The organism is Pseudooceanicola sp. DL12 (assembly GCF_056270665.1).
On record NZ_CM149884.1, the window covers coordinates 1,837,441 to 1,854,357 of the forward strand.

The following is a 16,917-nucleotide window of genomic DNA, read 5'->3' on the forward strand; positions in this document are numbered from 1 at the left end:
ATGGCACAACAGCAGCACCCGGATCAGGCGGCAGCACAGGATATCGCGCCCGGGGAACTGACCGGTGAGCAGGCAGAGGCGGAACTGGCCCGTCTGGCTGATCTCCTCGGGGCCGCGAACCGGGCCTATCACCGCGATGATGCGCCCGAGATCTCGGACGCGGACTATGATCACCTCAAGCGGCGCAACGCCGCGATAGAGGCCGCCTTCCCGGATCTCAAGCGCGCCGACAGCCCCAGCGACCAGGTCGGTGCGGAACCTGCCGAGGGCTTCGGCAAGGTGAAACATGCCCAGCGGATGATGTCGCTGGGCAATGCCTTCGAGGATTCGGACATCTCCGAGTTCGACCTGCGCATCCGCCGCTACCTCAATCTCACGCCCGCCGATGCGCTTGCCTATACCGCCGAGCCCAAGATCGACGGCCTCTCGCTTTCGCTGCTCTACGAGGACGGCAAGCTCGTCCGCGCTGCCACCCGCGGCGATGGCGAGACCGGCGAGAATGTTACCGCCAACGCCCTGACCATCGCAGATATTCCCGAGCAGCTTGAGGGCGCGCCGGACCGGCTAGAAGTTCGCGGCGAGGTCTACATGAGCCACGAGGATTTCGAGGCGTTGAATCTCCGCCAGGCCGAGCAGGGCGCCAAGACCTTTGCCAATCCGCGCAATGCCGCCGCCGGCTCCCTGCGTCAGCTCGACGCCGAGATCACCCGCGCCCGCCCGCTGCGCTTTTTCGCCTATGCTTGGGGCGTGCTCTCCGAACCCCTCGCCGACACCCAGATGAACGCGATCAAGCGCTTGAAAACCCTGGGCTTTCAGACCAACCCGCTGACCCGCCTCTGCGACGGGCCCGACGATATGCTGGCCCATTACCGCGAGATCGAGCAACAGCGCGCCACCCTCGGCTATGACATCGACGGCGTCGTCTACAAGGTCAACGACCTCGCGCTGCAGGCGCGCCTCGGCTTCCGCTCCACCACGCCCCGCTGGGCCATCGCGCACAAGTTCCCGGCCGAGCTGGCCTGGACCCGGCTCGAGGCGATCGACATCCAGGTCGGCCGCACCGGCGCGCTCAGCCCCGTCGCGCGGCTGGCGCCCGTCACCGTGGGCGGCGTCGTCGTCTCCAACGCGACGCTGCACAACGAGGATTACATCGCTGGTCGCGACAGCAAGGGCGAGGAGATTCGCGGCGGCCGCGACATCCGCGTGGGCGACTGGGTGCAGGTTTACCGCGCCGGAGACGTAATCCCCAAGATCGCCGATGTCGACCTGACCAAGCGCCCCGAGGATGCGGCGCCATATGCCTTCCCGCAGCGCTGCCCGGAGTGCGGCTCCGAGGCGATCCGGGAAGAGGGCGATTCCGTCCGCCGCTGTGCCGGAGGCCTGATTTGCCCGGCGCAGGCGGTTGAAAAGCTTCGTCATTTCGTTTCCCGTGCGGCCTTCGACATCGAGGGGCTGGGGGCGAAACAGGTCGAGTTCCTCTATGACATGTGCTGGCTGGCGGAGCCTGCCGACATCTTCACCCTTCAGGCCCGCGATGCTGCCGGCGCACGTCTCGTGCGGGAACCGGAAACGATGATCGCCCAGACGGAACATGATCCCGAACGCCGTGCCGAGCTGCTGGAGAGCCTGGCAGAGATGCTGCGCACCTCCGGCGTGCCGGTGGATGACAGTGACCCGGCTCATGTCGCTCAGGCGATCCGCCATCTGGCGGAAAAGCCGCTGGCACAGATAAAGGGCTGGGGCGAGAAATCTGCCGAGAACCTCTTTGCCGCCATCGACACCCGCCGTCGGATCGAGCTGAACCGCGCGCTCTTCGCCCTCGGCATCCGCCATGTGGGTGAGGTGGTGGCGATGGATCTGGCCCGCCATTTCGGCAGCTGGGCCCGGCTCACCACCTGCCTCGACGCAGCCCGCGCGCCACAGGCTCGCTACCTGCGGGCCGAGGCCGCCGAGACCGAAGAGCGCACAAGGGCCCGCGAGGAGGGCCGCCGCGCCAGCCTCAAGGCCGCGCGCGATGCCGTTTGGACCGAGGAACCGGCCCTGACACGTGCGGAAAAATCCGCCTGGGACGAGCTGATCGGCATCGACGGCATCGGGGCCAAGGTGGCGGCCTCGCTGGTCGCGGCCTTTGCCCAGGAGGCCGAGCGCGCCTCGATCGACCGGCTTGCCGCAGAGCTCGACATCCAGGATGTCGAGGCGCCGCAGCAGAGCGACAGCCCGGTGGCCGGCAAGACGGTCGTCTTCACAGGCACGCTGGAAAAGATGACCCGCTCCGAGGCCAAGGCGCGCGCCGAGGCGCTCGGGGCCAAGGTTTCGGGCTCGGTTTCGGCCAAGACCGACCTGCTCGTCGCCGGCCCCGGTGCCGGCTCCAAGGCCAAGAAGGCCGCCGAGCTGGGCATCGAGACGATCGACGAAGACGAATGGCTCGCCCGGATCGGTGACGCATGAGCACGGGCCGGCCCGAAGCCCTCTTTCCGCTCTTTGCCGGGCTCGACACGCTCGACGGCATCGGGCCGAAAACGGCCAAGGCCATGGCGCAACTGCGCGTCGAGGTGCCGCGCGATCTGCTGTTCACGCTGCCTCATGGCGCCATAGACCGGCGCCGGCGCGACACGTTGCGCGGCCTGCCGCTGCCGGCGGTGGCCACCGTCGAGGTCGAGGTGCTGCGCCATATCCCGCCGCGCGGTCGAGGGGCATATCGCGTGCAGGTCGCCGATGCAGAGATGACCTTCGATCTGATCTTCTTTCACGGACGGGCGGGTTATCTCGAGAAGGTGCTGCCCGAGGGGGAGCGGCGGCTGGTCTCCGGCAAGGTCGAGATCTACGACGGGGGGCCGCAGATGCCGCACCCGGATCACATCTTGCCGCTTGATCAGGCCGACGAGATCCCCGAGTTCGAGCCGGTCTATCCGCTGACCGCCGGCGTCACTCAGAAGGTCATGGCCCGGGCTGCGCACTCGGCGGTGGCAAAGGCGCCGCTCCTGTCCGAGTGGATCGACCCGGCGTTGAAGAGCCGGCATGCCTGGCCCGACTGGCACGCGGCGCTCGAACAGGTGCATGCGCCCGACACGCCCGGCGCGGCGCGCCCCGGCGATCCGGCGCGCGAGCGTCTGGCCTATGACGAATTTCTCGCCCATCAGCTGACCCTCGCCCTGGCGCGCAGCCGCGAGCGCAAGGCGCGTGGCCGGGTGACACGTGGCGACGGGCATCTGAGGGCGAAGGTGCTGGCGGCTCTGCCCTTCGAGCCGACGGGCGCCCAGACGCGCGCGGTGGCAGAGGTGGCCGCCGACATGGCTGCGCCGGAACGGATGTCGCGCCTGGTGCAGGGCGACGTGGGCGCGGGCAAGACACTGGTGGCCTTTCTCGCGCTGCTGATCGCGGTCGAGGCCGGCGGGCAGGGCGTGATGATGGCCCCGACCGAGATCCTGGCCCGTCAGCACATGGAGGGGCTGGCGCCCCTGGCCGAGGCCTGTGGTGTGCGGCTCGAAGTGTTGACAGGTCGCGACAAGGGGGCGGAGCGCCGCGCCAAGCTGGCCGACCTTTTCTCCGGGAAGATCAATATACTCGTTGGTACCCATGCTGTCTTCCAGGAAGACGTCATCTATGCCGATCTCCGGCTGGCCATCATCGACGAGCAGCACCGTTTCGGCGTGCGCCAGCGGCTCGAGCTGTCGCGGAAGGGCGCCGGGGTGGATGTGCTGGTGATGACGGCGACGCCGATCCCGCGGTCGCTCTCGCTGGCGCAATATGGCGATATGGACGTATCCGTACTGGACGAGAAACCCCCGGGGCGAAAGCCGGTACAGACCTCGCTGGCGGCGACCGACCGGATCGAGGAGGTGATCGCGCACCTGGACCGTGCCACGCGCGAGGGGCGGCAGGCCTATTGGGTCTGTCCGCTGGTCGAGGAGAGCGAGGCGGTCGATCTGACCGCCGCCGAGGAGCGATTCCGGCACCTGCGGGCGGTTCTGGGCGAGGGGCGGGTCGGGCTGGTGCACGGGCAGATGCCGCCCGAGCAGAAGGACGCCGCCATGGCGGCCTTTCAACGCGGCGAAACCGATGTGCTCGTGGCGACGACGGTGATCGAGGTGGGGGTCAACGTGCCCAATGCCTCGATCATGGTGATCGAACGGGCCGAGATCTTTGGCCTGGCGCAGCTGCACCAGCTGCGGGGCCGGGTGGGGCGCGGCGCGGCCCAGTCGACCTGCCTGCTGATGTACCAACCGCCGCTGTCGGAAAGCGGGCTGAAACGCCTGACCCTGCTGCGCGAGACGGAGGATGGGTTCCGGATCGCCGAGGCGGATCTGCAGATGCGCGGGGCGGGCGACCTGATCGGCACGGCCCAGAGCGGTTTGCCGCGATTCCGCATCGGCGATCTGGAGGCGCAGGCCAACCTGATGGCAGTGGCCCAGAGCGATGCAAGGGCGCTTCTGGCGCTGGATCCGGGGCTGGAAACGCCGCGGGGAGAGGCTGCACGCACACTTTTGTGGCTCATGGGACAGGACCAGGCAATTCGCCTGATTACAGTGGGTTAAACCCTCTACTCGCCCATAGGTTTCGCGGCGAAACCCCTTTTGTTCGCGTATGTTCTTAAAAAGTTCTTTACGAATGGCGTTCGGTATGAGAACAAAGTGGCAACACTTTTGTCGCCTAGCAGAGGATAGAGACCATGCTGACGGAAATGCTGAATGTTGTTCGCCGCTCTCGTGCCACCCTGGCGCAGGACATGCTTGGGGCCGCAGCCCTGATCGTCCTGCTCGTGGGCTCGCTCTACCTGCCGGCGCTGACCTGAGGCACTCGCCTTCAACCCTCTGTCCTGACTTACTTTTCTGCCTGCATATCGCCCCGGTGTGGCCGCATTCGCCCGCGGTTGATCCGAATTGCCTGTTCCGATCACCAGGTCTGCCTCATCCCCTGGTTCCGCACCTGTCCCAGGCGAATATGCACTACTGCCGCCGCCTCCCGTCCCGGAGTGTGGCGGCTTTCTTTTTCCAGGGGCAGGGACGCCGCTAGAAGCGGTAGGCCAGGCGCAGGCCGCCCCAGTGTCGGCCCTTGACGAAGATCGGCGCCGAGAGATCCTTGAGCATGACGAACTCTCCGCCGCCCATGTCGCGGCGATAGACCTGCAGCAGGAAGGGATCGGTGTTGCGACCGGCCTTGAGCCCGACGCGGTCGTCGAAGATGCGGCGGTTGCGGCAATTGGCCATGTTCCACACCGGGTCGTCTCCCTGAGGATGCGAGAACTTGCGGTTGTGCGTGGGCAGATAGCCGTTGCGATCCACCGCGGCGCAGAAGATCACCCGCTCGTCGAGCTCCAGCGCCTCTTCTTGAAGCTCGGGGAAGAGCCTGTCAGTGAGGGCGGTGAACCGGGTCATCACCTGCTCGGGGTCGGAGCGCGGCACCGGGCGATAGGATTGATCGAAGAGATCCTGAAGCGAAATCCTGTCCTGGTTGACGGCCTCTTCCAGCAGGGCGGACATGCGGGCGGCACGCGCGCGGACATCGGCGATGAAGACGGCATCGCCGGAATCGCCCCCGGCACTGACGCTGTCCTGCACCATGGCCTCTGACAGGTCGACGAGATTGCGGATGCGCTCGTGTACGTCGTGCACGCCCTCGGCCGAGGTGTGCACGATGGAAAAGGTGCTCTCGATCTGGGGGGAATAGTCGCGCAGGGATGCATCGGCATCGATCGCGTCGTCCCGCACCAGCTTCATGCGCTCCATCGTGCGCTCAAAGGCCTCTCGCACGCTCAGGCCCATTTCCTGGCTCTGGCGGGTAAGGATGGTCAGTTCACGGGAGGAGGTGTTGATCGTGGTGGCCTCGCCCTGAAGGCGGGTGATCCAGTCGACCAGGCGCTGGATGTTCTCGCTGACGGTTTCGGCGGCGCCGCGGGTCTGTTGCGAGAGATCGTTGATCGCATCCGCCACCACCGAGAAACCGCGCCCCGATTCCCCGGCGCGCGCGGCCTCGATCTTGGCGTTGATGGCGAGCATGTTCACCTGAGAGGCAATGTCCGCGATCTGGTTGTTGCTGACCTGAACATCCTCGAGCACGGTCTCGACATCGCGGGTGCGGGTGTCGAGCGTGTTGACCCAGCCGAGCACCGTTTCGCTGATGCTGCCGGCGCGCTGGCTGGTCTCCAGCTCCTCGAGGAAACGGTCCTGGGTCTGCTCCAGCTCGCGATAGGCTTCCTGGATGGTGGTCATGACGCTGGCATTCATCTGCAGCACCTTGCCGGTGCCTTCCTTGACCTCGCGCAGCTGGGTGAGGAGCACCTCCGTCCGGGCCGTCATCTCCTCCAGGTAGGCGTTGACGTCGACCATTTCATAGCCGATTTCGGCCGCACTTTCGGCCAGCCGGTCGAGCGAACCGCCTGCCGGGGTGGGATCGTGAAATTCGCCTGGGTGTTCCATGCCTGACCGGTAGCTGCCTTTCTCTCAAGGCATAGGACCGAAATCAGAATAACCGGTTAAGTCGTGAAGGCCGGGCGGGCGTCAGTGAGGTGTCAGGCGAAGGTCAGGCGCAGTCGCTCTCGCCGGCCTGCTCCATCGCCTCGGTCAGGGCATCGAGGGAGAGCATGATGGAGGCATGGCGGTTCTTGTAGTCGCGCGCGGGGCGCAGCACCTCGAGCCCGTCGAAGGGGGCAGGCGGCGTGGGCCCGTCCTCTTTCAGCATTGCGCGCAGGGCGTCACGGGCGGCGCGGATCTCTGTCTCGGTCCGGCCGATGACGGCGCCGCCGACGATGCTGGCGGCGGCCTGGCCCAGGGCACAGGCGCGCACCTCCTGGCCATAGTCGGCGATCTTGCCATCCTCGACGCGCACGTCGACGGTGATGGTCGAGCCGCAGAGCGGCGCGCGTTTGCGGATGGTGGCATCGGGGGCCTCGAGACGGGCCTGACGGGGGATATCGGCCGCGAGCGCGAGGATCCGGTTGGAATAAAGCTTGATCAGGTCGCTGTCGCTCATGGCTGTCCTTTCCGCGCCGGCCGGGGGGGGCAGGACCGCCCCACGGTGGGCCGCGGCGGGGTCTGTTCAATCAGGCGCTCTTCCCCTAGATAGGCCGGGCACTGCCGGATGCAAAGGGTTTACCGATGAGCTTTGATGCCGAAACACTCAAGTATGATGCCAATGGCCTGATCCCCGCGATCGCCCAGCAACATGACACCGGCGAAGTGCTGATGATGGCCTGGATGAACCGGGAAGCCATTGAGAAGACGCTTGAAACCGGTAAGGTGACCTATTGGTCCCGGTCCCGGCAGAGCTTCTGGATCAAGGGCGAGACCTCTGGCCACCTGCAGCGGCTGGTCGATTTCCGCTATGATTGCGACAGCGATTGCATCCTGGTGATGGTCGATCAGACCGGCCCGGCCTGCCACACCAACCGGCGCAGCTGCTTCTATCGAGCCGTCCGCGAGGGCGAGACCGTCGAACTGATGAAGCCGATGGAAGGCTAGGACAGCCCCACCATTTTCCGGATGTCCGCCGGCGTGGCGCCATCCTCGCGGTAGCGGGCGATGGCGCGGGCGTCGTCGCGCTTGGCCAGGCGTTTGCCCGCGGCGTCGCGGATCAGGCGGTGGTGGTGATAGGCGGGCGTCGGCAGGCCGAGAAGGTGCTGGAGCACCAGGTGGATGGCCGTGGTTTCAAAGAGATCCTGGCCGCGGGTGACCTCGGTGATCCCTTGGGCGGCATCGTCGACCACAACCGAGAGGTGGTAGGAGGTGCCCATGCCGCGTCGGGCCAGCACCACGTCGCCGACCTCCTCGATCAGGTGCCTTGCGGTCACGGTGATCCTGCCGGTTTCGCCGCCGGGGCCCTCGCCGGTCTCGGTGAAGGTGAAGCTGCGCGCCCCCACGGCGCGGCGCATGTCGAGCCGGAGCACGGCGTCCTGCGGCAGGGGCCCTTCGGGCGGGTGATCGGGGCGGCAGGTGCCCGGGTAGATCAGCCCGTCGGGGCCATGGGGCAACTCTGCACCCTCCTGCGGGGCCGAGAGGGCGGCGGCAATGTCGCGGCGGTTGCAGCTGCAGGGATAGAGCAGGCCCGCGTCCCAGAGCCGTTGCAGGGCGACGCGGTAGGCCGGCATGCGATTCGATTGCCGCATGACCGGCTCGGGCCAGTCGAGGCCCAGCCAGTGCAGCTCGTCGTAGATCGCCTGTTCCCATTCCGGGCGGGCCCGGGAGCGGTCGATATCCTCGATCCGGAGCAGGAAGGTGCCACAGCGATCGGCCGCGCGCCCCGCCGCCACCAGCGCCGCATAGGCATGGCCCAGGTGCAGCGGGCCGGTGGGCGACGGGGCGAAGCGGGTCACGAACATTGTCTTTTGTCAGTGGTTTGCGTGCCGATCTTCATGTGACGACTCACCCCTGCGTGTCGAGCCACTCTTGCCAGAGGCCCTTGGCACGGTCGGTATAGGCCTTGTAGCGGTCCTTGCGGCCGCGGCGCCCGCCCTTGAGCCCCTCGACGGGCGGAAAGAGCCCGAAGTTGACGTTCATCGGCTGGAAGGTCTTGGCCTCGGCACCACCGGTGATGTGGGTGACAAGCGCCCCCATTGCGGTTTCCGGCGGCGGCGGCGGAAGCTCGCGGCCAAGGAGCTCGGCTGCGGCCATGCGACCCGCGAGCAGACCCATGGCGGCACTTTCGACGTAGCCCTCGACCCCGGTGATCTGCCCGGCGAAGCGGATGTTGGGCCGGCTCTTCAGCCGCATCCGATCATCGAGCAGCGTCGGCGAATTGATGAATGTGTTGCGGTGGATGCCGCCGAGACGGGCAAAGCTGGCATCCTCGAGCCCGGGGATCATCCGGAACACCTCTGTCTGGGCGCCGTACTTCATCTTGGTCTGGAAACCGACGATGTTGTAGAGCGTGCCAAGGGCATTGTCGCGGCGCAGCTGGACAACGGCCCAGGCCTTCTCGTCCGGCTTGTGCGCGTTGGTCAGGCCGACCGGCTTCATCGGGCCGTGTCGCAGGGTCTCGCGGCCGCGTTCGGCCATGACCTCGATCGGCAGGCAGCCGTCGAAGTAGCCAGCAGTCTCGCCCTCGTGGAACTCGGTCTTGTCGGCGGCCAGAAGCGCGTCGATGAAGGCCTCGTACTGCTCCTTCGTCATTGGGCAATTGAGATAGGCGCGCTGCTCTTCCTCGGTCTCGCCCTTGTCATAGCGCGACTGCATCCAGGCCACGTCCATGTTGATGCTCTCGGCATAGACGATGGGGGCGATTGCGTCGAAGAAGGCCAGTGCCTCGGCGCCGGTCTCGGCCTGAATGGCCTTGCCCAGACCCTGCGAGGTGAGCGGCCCGGTGGCGATGATCCACTGGCCCTCGGTGGGCAGCTCGGTGATCTCGCCCTCGGCGACTTCGATAAGGGGATGGGCGCGGAGCGTCTTGGTGACGGCCTCGGAGAAGGGATCACGATCGACGGCCAGGGCGCCGCCGGCGGGCAGGCGATGCCGGTCGGCCGTCTGCATGATCAGCCCGTTGGCCGCCCGCATCTCCCAGTGCAGCAGGCCGACGGCGTTCTGTTCGCTGTCGTCCGAGCGGAAGGAGTTGGAGCAGACCATCTCTGCCAGGTTGCCGGTGCGATGCGCGAAGGTTTCCACCTGGGGGCGCATCTCGTGAATGACCACGGGGCAGCCGGCCTGGGCGGCCTGCCACGCGGCCTCGGATCCGGCCATGCCGCCGCCGATGATATGAAGCTTGTCTGTCATGCGCGCGATGTAGGGGATCACAGGCCCGAACGCAAAGCCTATCGCGCCGAAAAACGGGGCCGAGAGGGCGGAGGTGCGCCGATCCGCGGCTTGATTGACGGCGCGCTTTGCCGAAAGATGGGGCTGAGGAGAAAAGGTGAGGGAGGGACCATGGCGATCGCTATGGATGCGGAGGCGCTTGCGCGTTTCCTGGAGGACGAATTTCCGCAGGTGCAGAACGACTATCGCATCGAGGCGGTGCGCGACATGGGTATCACGGTCCGGCTGGCGGTGGACGAACGGCACCTGCGCCCCGGGGGGACTGTCTCGGGGCCGGCGATGTTCGCGTTGGCCGACGTGGCGGTCTACCTCGCGGTGCTGGCGATGATCGGGCCGAAGGCGCTTGCGGTGACGACGAATTGCTCTCTGGATTTCATGCGCCGGCCGGCCGCCGGGACGGACCTGATCGCCGAATGCCGGCTGCTGAAGCTGGGCCGTGTGCTGGCCGTGGGCGACGTGCTGATTCACTCTGAAGGCGATTCCGCCCCGGTTGCGCGGGCCTCGATGACCTATTCCCTGCCGCCCGCCGTGAAAAATGCCGCGAAATAATGGGGTATATTGATACCTATTTTTCAAACCATTGAAAACGCTCATTTAATATGGCGTTGGTGTGCTTGACTGGGCGCGGCGGCCCTGTATAACCCGCCCATCAATTCGCCTGTCGGTCGGAAACGGCCGGCAGGCTGCCAATTTCCAAAGGGCACCCGACATGAAAACCTTCTCTGCGACTCCCGCAGACATCGAGAAGAAATGGATCATCATCGACGCCGAGGGCGTGGTGCTGGGCCGTCTCGCTTCGATCGTCGCCATGCGCCTGCGTGGCAAGCACAAGCCGTCCTTCACTCCTCACATGGATATGGGCGACAACGTCATCGTCATCAATGCTGACAAGGTCCAACTGACCGGCAAGAAGCGTGGTGACAAGAAATACTACTGGCACACCGGTTTCCCGGGTGGGATCAAGGACCGCACCGCGGGCCAGATCCTGGAAGGTCAGCACCCCGAACGCGTCGTGACCCTGGCCGTCAAGCGCATGCTGCCGGGCAACCGCCTGAGCCGCCAGCAGATGACCAACCTGCGCGTTTACGCTGGCGCCGAGCACCCGCATGAGGCGCAGGCACCGGAAGTGCTGGACGTCAAATCCATGAACTCCAAGAACACCCGGAGCTGATTAGATGGCTGATCAAGTGAATTCCCTGGAAGATCTGAAAGACGCCGTCTCTGCAGAGGGCACCGTGGCTGTCGAGCTCGACACCCCCCGCGAGCCCGTTCGTGACGAGCTGGGCCGCGCCTATGCAACCGGCAAGCGGAAGGACGCCGTCGCACGCGTCTGGATCAAGCCGGGTTCGGGCAAGGTCGTCGTGAACGGCAAGCCGATGAACGAGTACTTTGCACGCCCCGTGCTGCAAATGATCCTGGCGCAGCCCTTCACCGTCGCTGGCGTTGAAGGCGAGTTCGACGTAATGGCAACCGTCAAGGGCGGTGGCCTCTCCGGTCAGGCCGGCGCGGTCAAGCACGGCATCTCCAAAGCCCTGCAGCTGTACGATCCGTCGCTGCGTGGTGCCCTGAAGGCCGCCGGCTTCCTGACCCGCGACAGCCGCGTCGTGGAACGGAAGAAATACGGTAAGGCCAAGGCTCGCCGCAGCTTCCAGTTCTCCAAGCGCTGAGCTTTCGGAACATCGACATACGGAAAGGCCGCTCTCTTCAGAGCGGCCTTTTTGCTTTGGGGCGTCCTCTGGGCAGGGAATGCCCGACTGGTCACCGGTGCCCGTGATCAGGCGCGCCTGAGGTCGGCCCGGGGCGCGCCCCCACGATTGGAAATGGTCCGGCGGGTCAGGCCGCCGACACTCTGGTTGGTGCAGAACTGGCCGACGCGTTCCGAGAGGCCGCGTGCGGTTTCAAAGAGCAGGGTGTTGGCCGAGAGGGTTTCTTCGAACATGGCGGCGTTCTGCTGGGCAAAGACTTCCAGCTCGGAAATAGCGGCATTCACTTCGCTCAGACCCTTGGACTGGTCAGAGGTGGCATCGGCGACGGCCTGCATCCGCCCTGCGGTCTGTTCCACGGCGTTGCGGATGCTGGCCAGGGCGGCGCCGGTGGTCTTGACCAGCTCGACTCCGCGATTGACGTGATCCGCGCCGCTGTTAATCAGGGCGTCGATCTCCTTGGCGGCCTCGGAGGAGCGCTGTGCCAGGGCGCGCACCTCGTTGGCGACGACGGCGAAGCCACGCCCGGCCTCGCCGGCCCGCGCGGCCTCGACACCTGCATTGAGGGCGAGAAGGTTGGTCTGGAAGGCGATGTCGTCGATCACGGTGATGATCTTGCGAATCTCGGAGGAGGAGCCCTCGATCTGGTCCATGGCAGACACGGTGCGTTCCATGACCTCGTTGCCGGAGGCGGCCTCTTCCTGGGTTTCCTCTGTCGCGGTCCGGGCGGCGCCGGTGTCGGCGGCCACGTCCTTGATCAGGGTGGTCAGCTGCTGGAGGGTGGCCGCGGCCTCGGTCAGGGTGTGCACCTGCTGCTCGGTGCGATGGCCGAGGCTCTCTGCGGCGGAATTGATCTCCTGCGACTGAGTCTGGATCGAGTCGACCTCGGCCTGCACGGCTGTGATCGCCTCTTCCAGTCGTGCGATGCCGACGTTGAAGCTCTGCGAAAGGTCGGAGAAGGCGGGGGGCAGAGGGCGGTCGATGCGGGTGGTCAGGTCACCGCGGGCGACGCTGGCGAGCTTCTCCTGCAGGTGGGCGATGACCTCCTCCACCTCCTGCTCGTGCCTGAGACGGGTGCGCGCGGTCTCTTCCTCGGCATTGCGGGCAGCGGCGGCGTTTTCCTCGGAGCGGCGCAGGGCCTCCTCGACTTCGCGGCCGGCCTGGAGGGCCTCGGCGGTGGCCTCCTCGGCGCGCTTCCTTGCCTTTTCCGCGTCCTCCTTTTGACGCTGCGCCTCCTTCAGGGCCTCCTGCACCTCGGCCATGGTGTCCTCGAGCTTCTGGGCGCGGCGTTCGGAGTAGATCGTCTGAACCAGGCGGATCTGGACGATCATGTAAAGGTTCACGACCGCAAGGAGCACCGCAACGGCGTGGAAGCTGCTGCGGAAGAGATTGAAGGAGATGCCGGAAGTGAGGAAGGCGATTTGTGGCAGCAACAGGGTCGCGAGGAGATGGTGTGCCACGATCAGCCCGACAGAGGCAATGAGCGCGGGACGGGAACTGAGCATCGCGATGGCCGTCAGCGCGGTGAAATAGAGCATGTGGCTGTCGGGCTGCATCGGATGGCCGATCATCGCGGCATTCAACAGGATGCACTGCCCGATCAGGGCCAGGGAGATCACCACACGGCTCTGGGGGCCGGGCAGACGCCCGGCGCCGACGGCTATACAAGCCAAGATCACACTGGCGACGGTGACGGGCCAGAAGGTGCCGTTCCCGATCAGCAGGGAGGCGCCCGCGACCGCAAGCACCGAGAGGATGCACACCCAGGTCACGACCCCGGCGGCAAATCGGCGGTGCCTTTCGAAGCGTGGCCCAAGGGACGCGCCGGTCACGTCTACTCCGTCGGAAAGGAATGGCCTGAAAATGGACAAGGGAGCCCCCGGAAGCACATGGATCCGGAGCATGAGTGACAGAACTACCTTTCCTGCCGCTTAACGTCTCTAATTGTCGGCTTCGATCAGGCCGAGGCCGCGCAGGTAGACACCAATGCCGCTTTCGAGAAGATCCTCGGGGGGGTATGGGCTCTTGGTGCCAGGGGAATTCCGCGCGAAGAGTTCCACCACGCCATGGCTGAGCGCCCAGATATGGGCAGTGAACATGGAGGCGGGCGGGCGTTTTTCGGGCGGGATGTGGCGGGAAAGATCCTCGGCCGCCTTTTCCAGGCCCTGCCAGGCCTTCTGGGCCACGGCGGCGAGTTCCGGTGTACGGTTCACCGAGATCCCGCTCTCGAACATGGCGATGTAATGGCCGGGATACTTCCGTGCAAAGGCGAGATAGGCGCGGCCCGTGGCCTCGAAGGCGGCCAGGGCCGAGGGCTGCCCCTTCTGGTAGGCGTATTCGATGACGTCGGCAAAGATCTCGTAGCCCTGGCGCGCTGCCTCTGCGATCAGGTCCTCTCGGCCCTCGAAGTGGCGATAGACGGCGGCGGGGGTCACGCCCGCGCGCTTGGCCGCCTCGGAGAGGGTGAAGCCGGTGGGGCCCTTTTCCTCGATCAGCTCGAGAGCGGCCTCGACCAGCGCCTGGCGCAGGTTGCCGTGATGATATCCGCGTTTCTTATGCATGCCAGATGTCAGGACCGCCGCAGATCTTGCCGTCGCTCTGCCCGATGGCCCTGGCCGATTTCAGGTCGTAGTCCATCACGCTGAGCACGCGACGGATCGCCGCAAGACGGGCGCGGCGCTTGTCGTCGGACTGGATCACCGTCCAGGGCGCAAAGGTGCTGTGGGTGCGGGCGAACATTTCCTGGATGGCGTTCGAGTAGTCATCCCACTTCTTCAGGCCCTCGACGTCGATGGCGCTGAGCTTCCATTGCTTGAGCGGGTTCTGCTCGCGATCGAGGAAACGGCGCAGCTGTTCGGCCCGCCCGACGTTGAGCCAGAACTTGAAGAAGTAGATGCCCTCGTCGACCAGCGCCTTCTCGAAGGCAGGGACCTGGACGAAGAATTTCTCGCGCTCCTCCGGGGTGCAGAAGCCGAAGACATGTTCGACCACGGCGCGGTTGTACCAGGAGCGGTCGAAGAAGACGATCTCGCCCCGTGTCGGAAGCTGCTCGATATAGCGCTGGAAATACCATTCGCCCCGTTCGCGCTCGTTCGGTGTGCCAAGCGCCACGAGGCGGCCACCGCGGGGATTGAGGTGCTCACGGAACCGCTTGATCGTGCCGCCCTTGCCGGCGGCGTCGCGGCCCTCGAAGATGCAGATCACCCGCGCACCGGAATCCCGCACCCAGGATTGCATCTTGGCCAGCTCGATCTGAAGCTCGAGGAGCTCTTCCACGTAGTCCTTGGCAGATATCTTCTCGGTATAGGGATAGCCCTCGGCAAGGATGTCGTGGCTGTCGGCGGACTGGATCGCCTGGCGTACCTCTTCGGGCGCCTCTTTCCGGTAATAGGCGCTGATGGCGCCATCGAAGGGCAGATCCATACCGTTTCCCCTTGTTTCCGGGAAGTGCTCCCGGCCAGGCCGTGCGTCGGCGCCGCGGAAGGTGCCGCAAATTGCCGCGTTCCAAATGACTTAAGTCATCTGGCGCGGGCAATCCAGAGGGCAGGCCGACGGGACGGGCTGTTGCGCGGCGGAAAAGCCGGATCAGCCGGCGGCAAGCTCGGCCTGTGGCGTACCTATCTGCCGGATGTCGTAGGGCGTATCCTGGTAGATCGAATTGATCCAGTTGCCGTAGAGCAGGTGCGCGTGGCTGCGCCAGCGGTTCAGGGGCCGCTGGGTGGGGTCGTCGTCGGGGAAGTAGTTGATCGGCACGTCGATCGGTTTGCCCGAGGCGACATCGCGGTCGTATTCCTGCTTCAGCGTGTCACTGTCGTATTCGAAGTGGTTGAAGACATAGAGCGCGCGGTGGTTCGGGTCCTCGATCAGGCAGGGCCCGGTGTCCTCGTTGCCGAGCAGGGTGTGCAGGCCGGCGGCCATCATCACGTCGTCCTGGCGGATCTCGGTCCAGCGGCTGACGGGCACGGTGCAGGTATCGGAGAAGCCGCGCAGGTAGGGCGAGGCCGGAGCCAGGTTCACCTGCGGGTAGCACCCGAAGTACTTGGCCGGCAGCAGGTGCTTCGGAACACCGTGGAAATAATGGATCATCGCCATGCCGCCCCAGCAGACGCCGAAGGTGGAGAACACGTTGGTCTGGGTCCATTCGAAGACCTGGCAGATCTCGTCCCAATAGGTCACGTCCTCGAAATCGAGGTGTTCGATGGGGGCACCGGTGATGATGAAGCCGTCGAATTTCTCGCCGGAGGCGGCAACCTCGTCGAAGGGGCGATAGAAGCTCTCCATGTGTTCGGCGGCGGTGTTCTTGGTCTGATGCTCGGTCATGCGGATGAGCGAGAGCTCGATCTGCAGTGGCGTGGCACCGATCAGCCGGGCAAACTGGTTCTCGGTCTGGATCTTCTTGGGCATCAGGTTCAGCAGGCCGATGCGCAGCGGGCGGATATCCTGACGGGCGGCCTGATCCTCGGACATGACCATGACGCCTTCGCGGCTGAGAACGTCATAGGCAGGCAGGTCTGAGGGGATCTTGATAGGCATGGAATGTCCTGAAAGCTGGGATGCTTAAGTGGGGTCTGTTTCCCGCCGGGCAAGGGCCGCGGCGATGAGGTCTTCGAATTCTTCGGCAGAGCTGACAGCGGCGATTTCATCCGCGAGCACGGTCACGCCGCGCCTTGCCATTGCCTCGTACCGCGGCTGACGGTGGGCCAGGGCGCGGGAATAGGTCCAGCGCACGAAGGCATCGGGATCGACGGTTTCGGGCATGTCGCCTGTCATCGCCAGATACTCCTCCCAAGCCTGCCGCAGGAAGGCCGGTTCGTAATACATCGGTTTCGGCGCGCGGTCAAAACGACGTATCAATTCTTCGGTATGTTGCGCGTCGCCCTTGAGCCAGATCATCAGCGCGGTCTGGTCGAGCGCCTCCAGCAGCGGATCCTCGGGGTCCAGGGGATCGACGACTTCGCAGATCGAACCGCCGCTGTCGCAGACGAAGTTCGGGTAACCGTAGAGAGACTTGGCCCGGCGCGCGAAACGTTCGGTGTCCAGAAGCGAGTTGATCTCGGCCCGGCGGTGCTGCTCCTGACGGATCATGTATTCTTCGAATGGCAGGCCGCCCTTTTCGGGGTCGCCGGGCTTGCCCAGGTAGGTCGAGAGCGGCTTGAGGTTGTTGAAGGTGATGTTGGAGCCGATGTAGATCGAATCCGTCATCAGCAGTTCACGCAGGAAGGGCACCTTCATGGCGTGGGCCTTGGCATTGTCGGCAATATGCTCGCCCATGTGTCGGGTGCCGATGCGGTAGTCGATCGAGAAATGGAACCAGTCACCGGAATCGCGCAGCAGGTTCGAGACGTGGGTCTTGCCCAGCCCCGACATGCCGAAGAGCAGAATGCGTTTCTCGGGCGCGTCGCGCCATTCCTGCGCGGTATTGTAGAGCATCCTGTTTCCCTCGGGGCGAAATTGCAGATCAGGACATGGGTAGG

Annotated in this window: 16 protein-coding genes; 7 read left to right on the forward strand and 9 right to left on the reverse strand. The window is 65.4% G+C overall.

Annotation, left to right across the window (positions count from 1 at the left end; all coding sequences use genetic code 11):
• From ligA to AC0WR5_RS08610, 3 genes are all read left to right on the forward strand, one after another.
• Positions 1–2,448 (forward strand): NAD-dependent DNA ligase LigA, encoded by a 2,448-nt coding sequence (gene ligA, locus AC0WR5_RS08600; protein WP_475868222.1) that lies wholly within the window; start codon positions 1–3, stop codon positions 2,446–2,448.
• Positions 2,445–4,535, forward strand: a complete 2,091-nt coding sequence (recG, locus tag AC0WR5_RS08605) for an ATP-dependent DNA helicase RecG (RefSeq protein WP_475868224.1) — start codon at positions 2,445–2,447, stop codon at positions 4,533–4,535. The genes ligA and recG overlap by 4 nt, the downstream gene beginning before the upstream one ends.
• 134 nt (positions 4,536–4,669) lie before the next feature.
• On the forward strand, positions 4,670–4,792 hold the full coding sequence (locus AC0WR5_RS08610; protein WP_475868226.1) for a hypothetical protein: 123 nt from the start codon (positions 4,670–4,672) through the stop codon (positions 4,790–4,792).
• 217 nt (positions 4,793–5,009) lie between these two features.
• On the opposite strand, the gene AC0WR5_RS08615 is transcribed toward AC0WR5_RS08610, so the two are convergent.
• A complete protein-coding gene (locus AC0WR5_RS08615; RefSeq protein WP_475868228.1) occupies positions 5,010–6,416 on the reverse strand; it encodes a methyl-accepting chemotaxis protein in 1,407 nt (468 codons plus the stop codon).
• Between the two features lie 103 nt (positions 6,417–6,519).
• Entirely contained in the window at positions 6,520–6,969 is a 450-nt protein-coding gene (locus AC0WR5_RS08620; RefSeq protein WP_475868229.1) for an iron-sulfur cluster assembly scaffold protein, read from the reverse strand.
• Between the two features lie 125 nt (positions 6,970–7,094).
• On the opposite strand from AC0WR5_RS08620, the gene hisI reads away from it, so the two are divergent.
• Positions 7,095–7,457, forward strand: a complete 363-nt coding sequence (hisI, locus tag AC0WR5_RS08625) for a phosphoribosyl-AMP cyclohydrolase (RefSeq protein ID WP_475868231.1) — start codon at positions 7,095–7,097, stop codon at positions 7,455–7,457.
• Here the strand turns inward: hisI and gluQRS are convergent.
• Together gluQRS and trmFO are read right to left on the reverse strand one after the other, a co-directional pair.
• The gene (gene gluQRS / locus AC0WR5_RS08630) at positions 7,454–8,314 is read right to left on the reverse strand and encodes a tRNA glutamyl-Q(34) synthetase GluQRS (protein WP_475868232.1); all 861 of its coding nucleotides are present in this window, start codon (positions 8,312–8,314) and stop codon (positions 7,454–7,456) included. The genes hisI and gluQRS overlap by 4 nt on opposite strands.
• Positions 8,315–8,357: 43 nt before the next feature.
• The gene (gene trmFO / locus AC0WR5_RS08635; RefSeq protein ID WP_475868234.1) at positions 8,358–9,701 is read right to left on the reverse strand and encodes a methylenetetrahydrofolate--tRNA-(uracil(54)-C(5))-methyltransferase (FADH(2)-oxidizing) TrmFO; all 1,344 of its coding nucleotides are present in this window, start codon (positions 9,699–9,701) and stop codon (positions 8,358–8,360) included.
• A gap of 150 nt (positions 9,702–9,851) precedes the next feature.
• Between trmFO and AC0WR5_RS08640 the strand changes: the two genes are divergently transcribed.
• The 3 genes from AC0WR5_RS08640 to rpsI all read left to right on the forward strand — a co-directional run bounded on the left by AC0WR5_RS08640 (position 9,852) and on the right by rpsI (position 11,407).
• Positions 9,852–10,289, forward strand: coding sequence for a PaaI family thioesterase (locus AC0WR5_RS08640; protein ID WP_475868235.1), 438 nt, complete (start codon positions 9,852–9,854; stop codon positions 10,287–10,289).
• Between the two features lie 160 nt (positions 10,290–10,449).
• Positions 10,450–10,911, forward strand: a complete 462-nt coding sequence (rplM, locus tag AC0WR5_RS08645; protein ID WP_475868236.1) for a 50S ribosomal protein L13 — start codon at positions 10,450–10,452, stop codon at positions 10,909–10,911.
• Positions 10,912–10,915: 4 nt separating this feature from the next.
• The gene (gene rpsI, locus AC0WR5_RS08650; protein ID WP_475868238.1) at positions 10,916–11,407 is read left to right on the forward strand and encodes a 30S ribosomal protein S9; all 492 of its coding nucleotides are present in this window, start codon (positions 10,916–10,918) and stop codon (positions 11,405–11,407) included.
• 107 nt (positions 11,408–11,514) lie between these two features.
• Here rpsI and AC0WR5_RS08655 read toward each other — a convergent pair whose 3' ends face one another.
• The 5 genes from AC0WR5_RS08655 to AC0WR5_RS08675 form a co-directional block, all read right to left on the reverse strand.
• Complete coding sequence (locus tag AC0WR5_RS08655; RefSeq protein WP_475868240.1) at positions 11,515–13,275, reverse strand: methyl-accepting chemotaxis protein; 1,761 nt, start codon at positions 13,273–13,275, stop codon at positions 11,515–11,517.
• Positions 13,276–13,383: 108 nt separating this feature from the next.
• Entirely contained in the window at positions 13,384–14,004 is a 621-nt protein-coding gene (locus tag AC0WR5_RS08660; RefSeq protein ID WP_475868241.1) for a TetR/AcrR family transcriptional regulator, read from the reverse strand.
• Positions 13,997–14,866 (reverse strand): polyphosphate kinase 2, encoded by an 870-nt coding sequence (gene ppk2, locus AC0WR5_RS08665; RefSeq protein ID WP_475868242.1) that lies wholly within the window; start codon positions 14,864–14,866, stop codon positions 13,997–13,999. Before ppk2 ends, AC0WR5_RS08660 begins: the two co-directional genes overlap by 8 nt.
• 162 nt (positions 14,867–15,028) lie before the next feature.
• Positions 15,029–15,976, reverse strand: coding sequence for a homoserine O-acetyltransferase MetA (gene metA / locus AC0WR5_RS08670; RefSeq protein WP_475868244.1), 948 nt, complete (start codon positions 15,974–15,976; stop codon positions 15,029–15,031).
• A 24-nt stretch (positions 15,977–16,000) separates the two neighbouring features.
• Complete coding sequence (locus AC0WR5_RS08675) at positions 16,001–16,873, reverse strand: ATPase (protein WP_475868245.1); 873 nt, start codon at positions 16,871–16,873, stop codon at positions 16,001–16,003.
• Positions 16,874–16,917: the final 44 nt, after the last annotated feature.

Excerpts from the sequence above, each read along its gene's own strand:
- AC0WR5_RS08660 (WP_475868241.1), bottom strand. The coding sequence starts at position 14,004 with ATGCATAAGAAACGCGGATATCATCACGGCAACCTGCGCCAGGCGCTG.
- rplM (WP_475868236.1), top strand. The coding sequence starts at position 10,450 with ATGAAAACCTTCTCTGCGACTCCCGCAGACATCGAGAAGAAATGGATC.
- AC0WR5_RS08610 (WP_475868226.1), top strand. The coding sequence starts at position 4,670 with ATGCTGACGGAAATGCTGAATGTTGTTCGCCGCTCTCGTGCCACCCTG.
- ppk2 (WP_475868242.1), bottom strand. The coding sequence starts at position 14,866 with ATGGATCTGCCCTTCGATGGCGCCATCAGCGCCTATTACCGGAAAGAG.
- metA (WP_475868244.1), bottom strand. The coding sequence starts at position 15,976 with ATGCCTATCAAGATCCCCTCAGACCTGCCTGCCTATGACGTTCTCAGC.
- recG (WP_475868224.1), top strand. The coding sequence starts at position 2,445 with ATGAGCACGGGCCGGCCCGAAGCCCTCTTTCCGCTCTTTGCCGGGCTC.
- ligA (WP_475868222.1), top strand. The coding sequence starts at position 1 with ATGGCACAACAGCAGCACCCGGATCAGGCGGCAGCACAGGATATCGCG.
- AC0WR5_RS08675 (WP_475868245.1), bottom strand. The coding sequence starts at position 16,873 with ATGCTCTACAATACCGCGCAGGAATGGCGCGACGCGCCCGAGAAACGC.
- AC0WR5_RS08615 (WP_475868228.1), bottom strand. The coding sequence starts at position 6,416 with ATGGAACACCCAGGCGAATTTCACGATCCCACCCCGGCAGGCGGTTCG.
- hisI (WP_475868231.1), top strand. The coding sequence starts at position 7,095 with ATGAGCTTTGATGCCGAAACACTCAAGTATGATGCCAATGGCCTGATC.
- AC0WR5_RS08640 (WP_475868235.1), top strand. The coding sequence starts at position 9,852 with ATGGCGATCGCTATGGATGCGGAGGCGCTTGCGCGTTTCCTGGAGGAC.
- gluQRS (WP_475868232.1), bottom strand. The coding sequence starts at position 8,314 with ATGTTCGTGACCCGCTTCGCCCCGTCGCCCACCGGCCCGCTGCACCTG.
- rpsI (WP_475868238.1), top strand. The coding sequence starts at position 10,916 with ATGGCTGATCAAGTGAATTCCCTGGAAGATCTGAAAGACGCCGTCTCT.
- trmFO (WP_475868234.1), bottom strand. The coding sequence starts at position 9,701 with ATGACAGACAAGCTTCATATCATCGGCGGCGGCATGGCCGGATCCGAG.
- AC0WR5_RS08620 (WP_475868229.1), bottom strand. The coding sequence starts at position 6,969 with ATGAGCGACAGCGACCTGATCAAGCTTTATTCCAACCGGATCCTCGCG.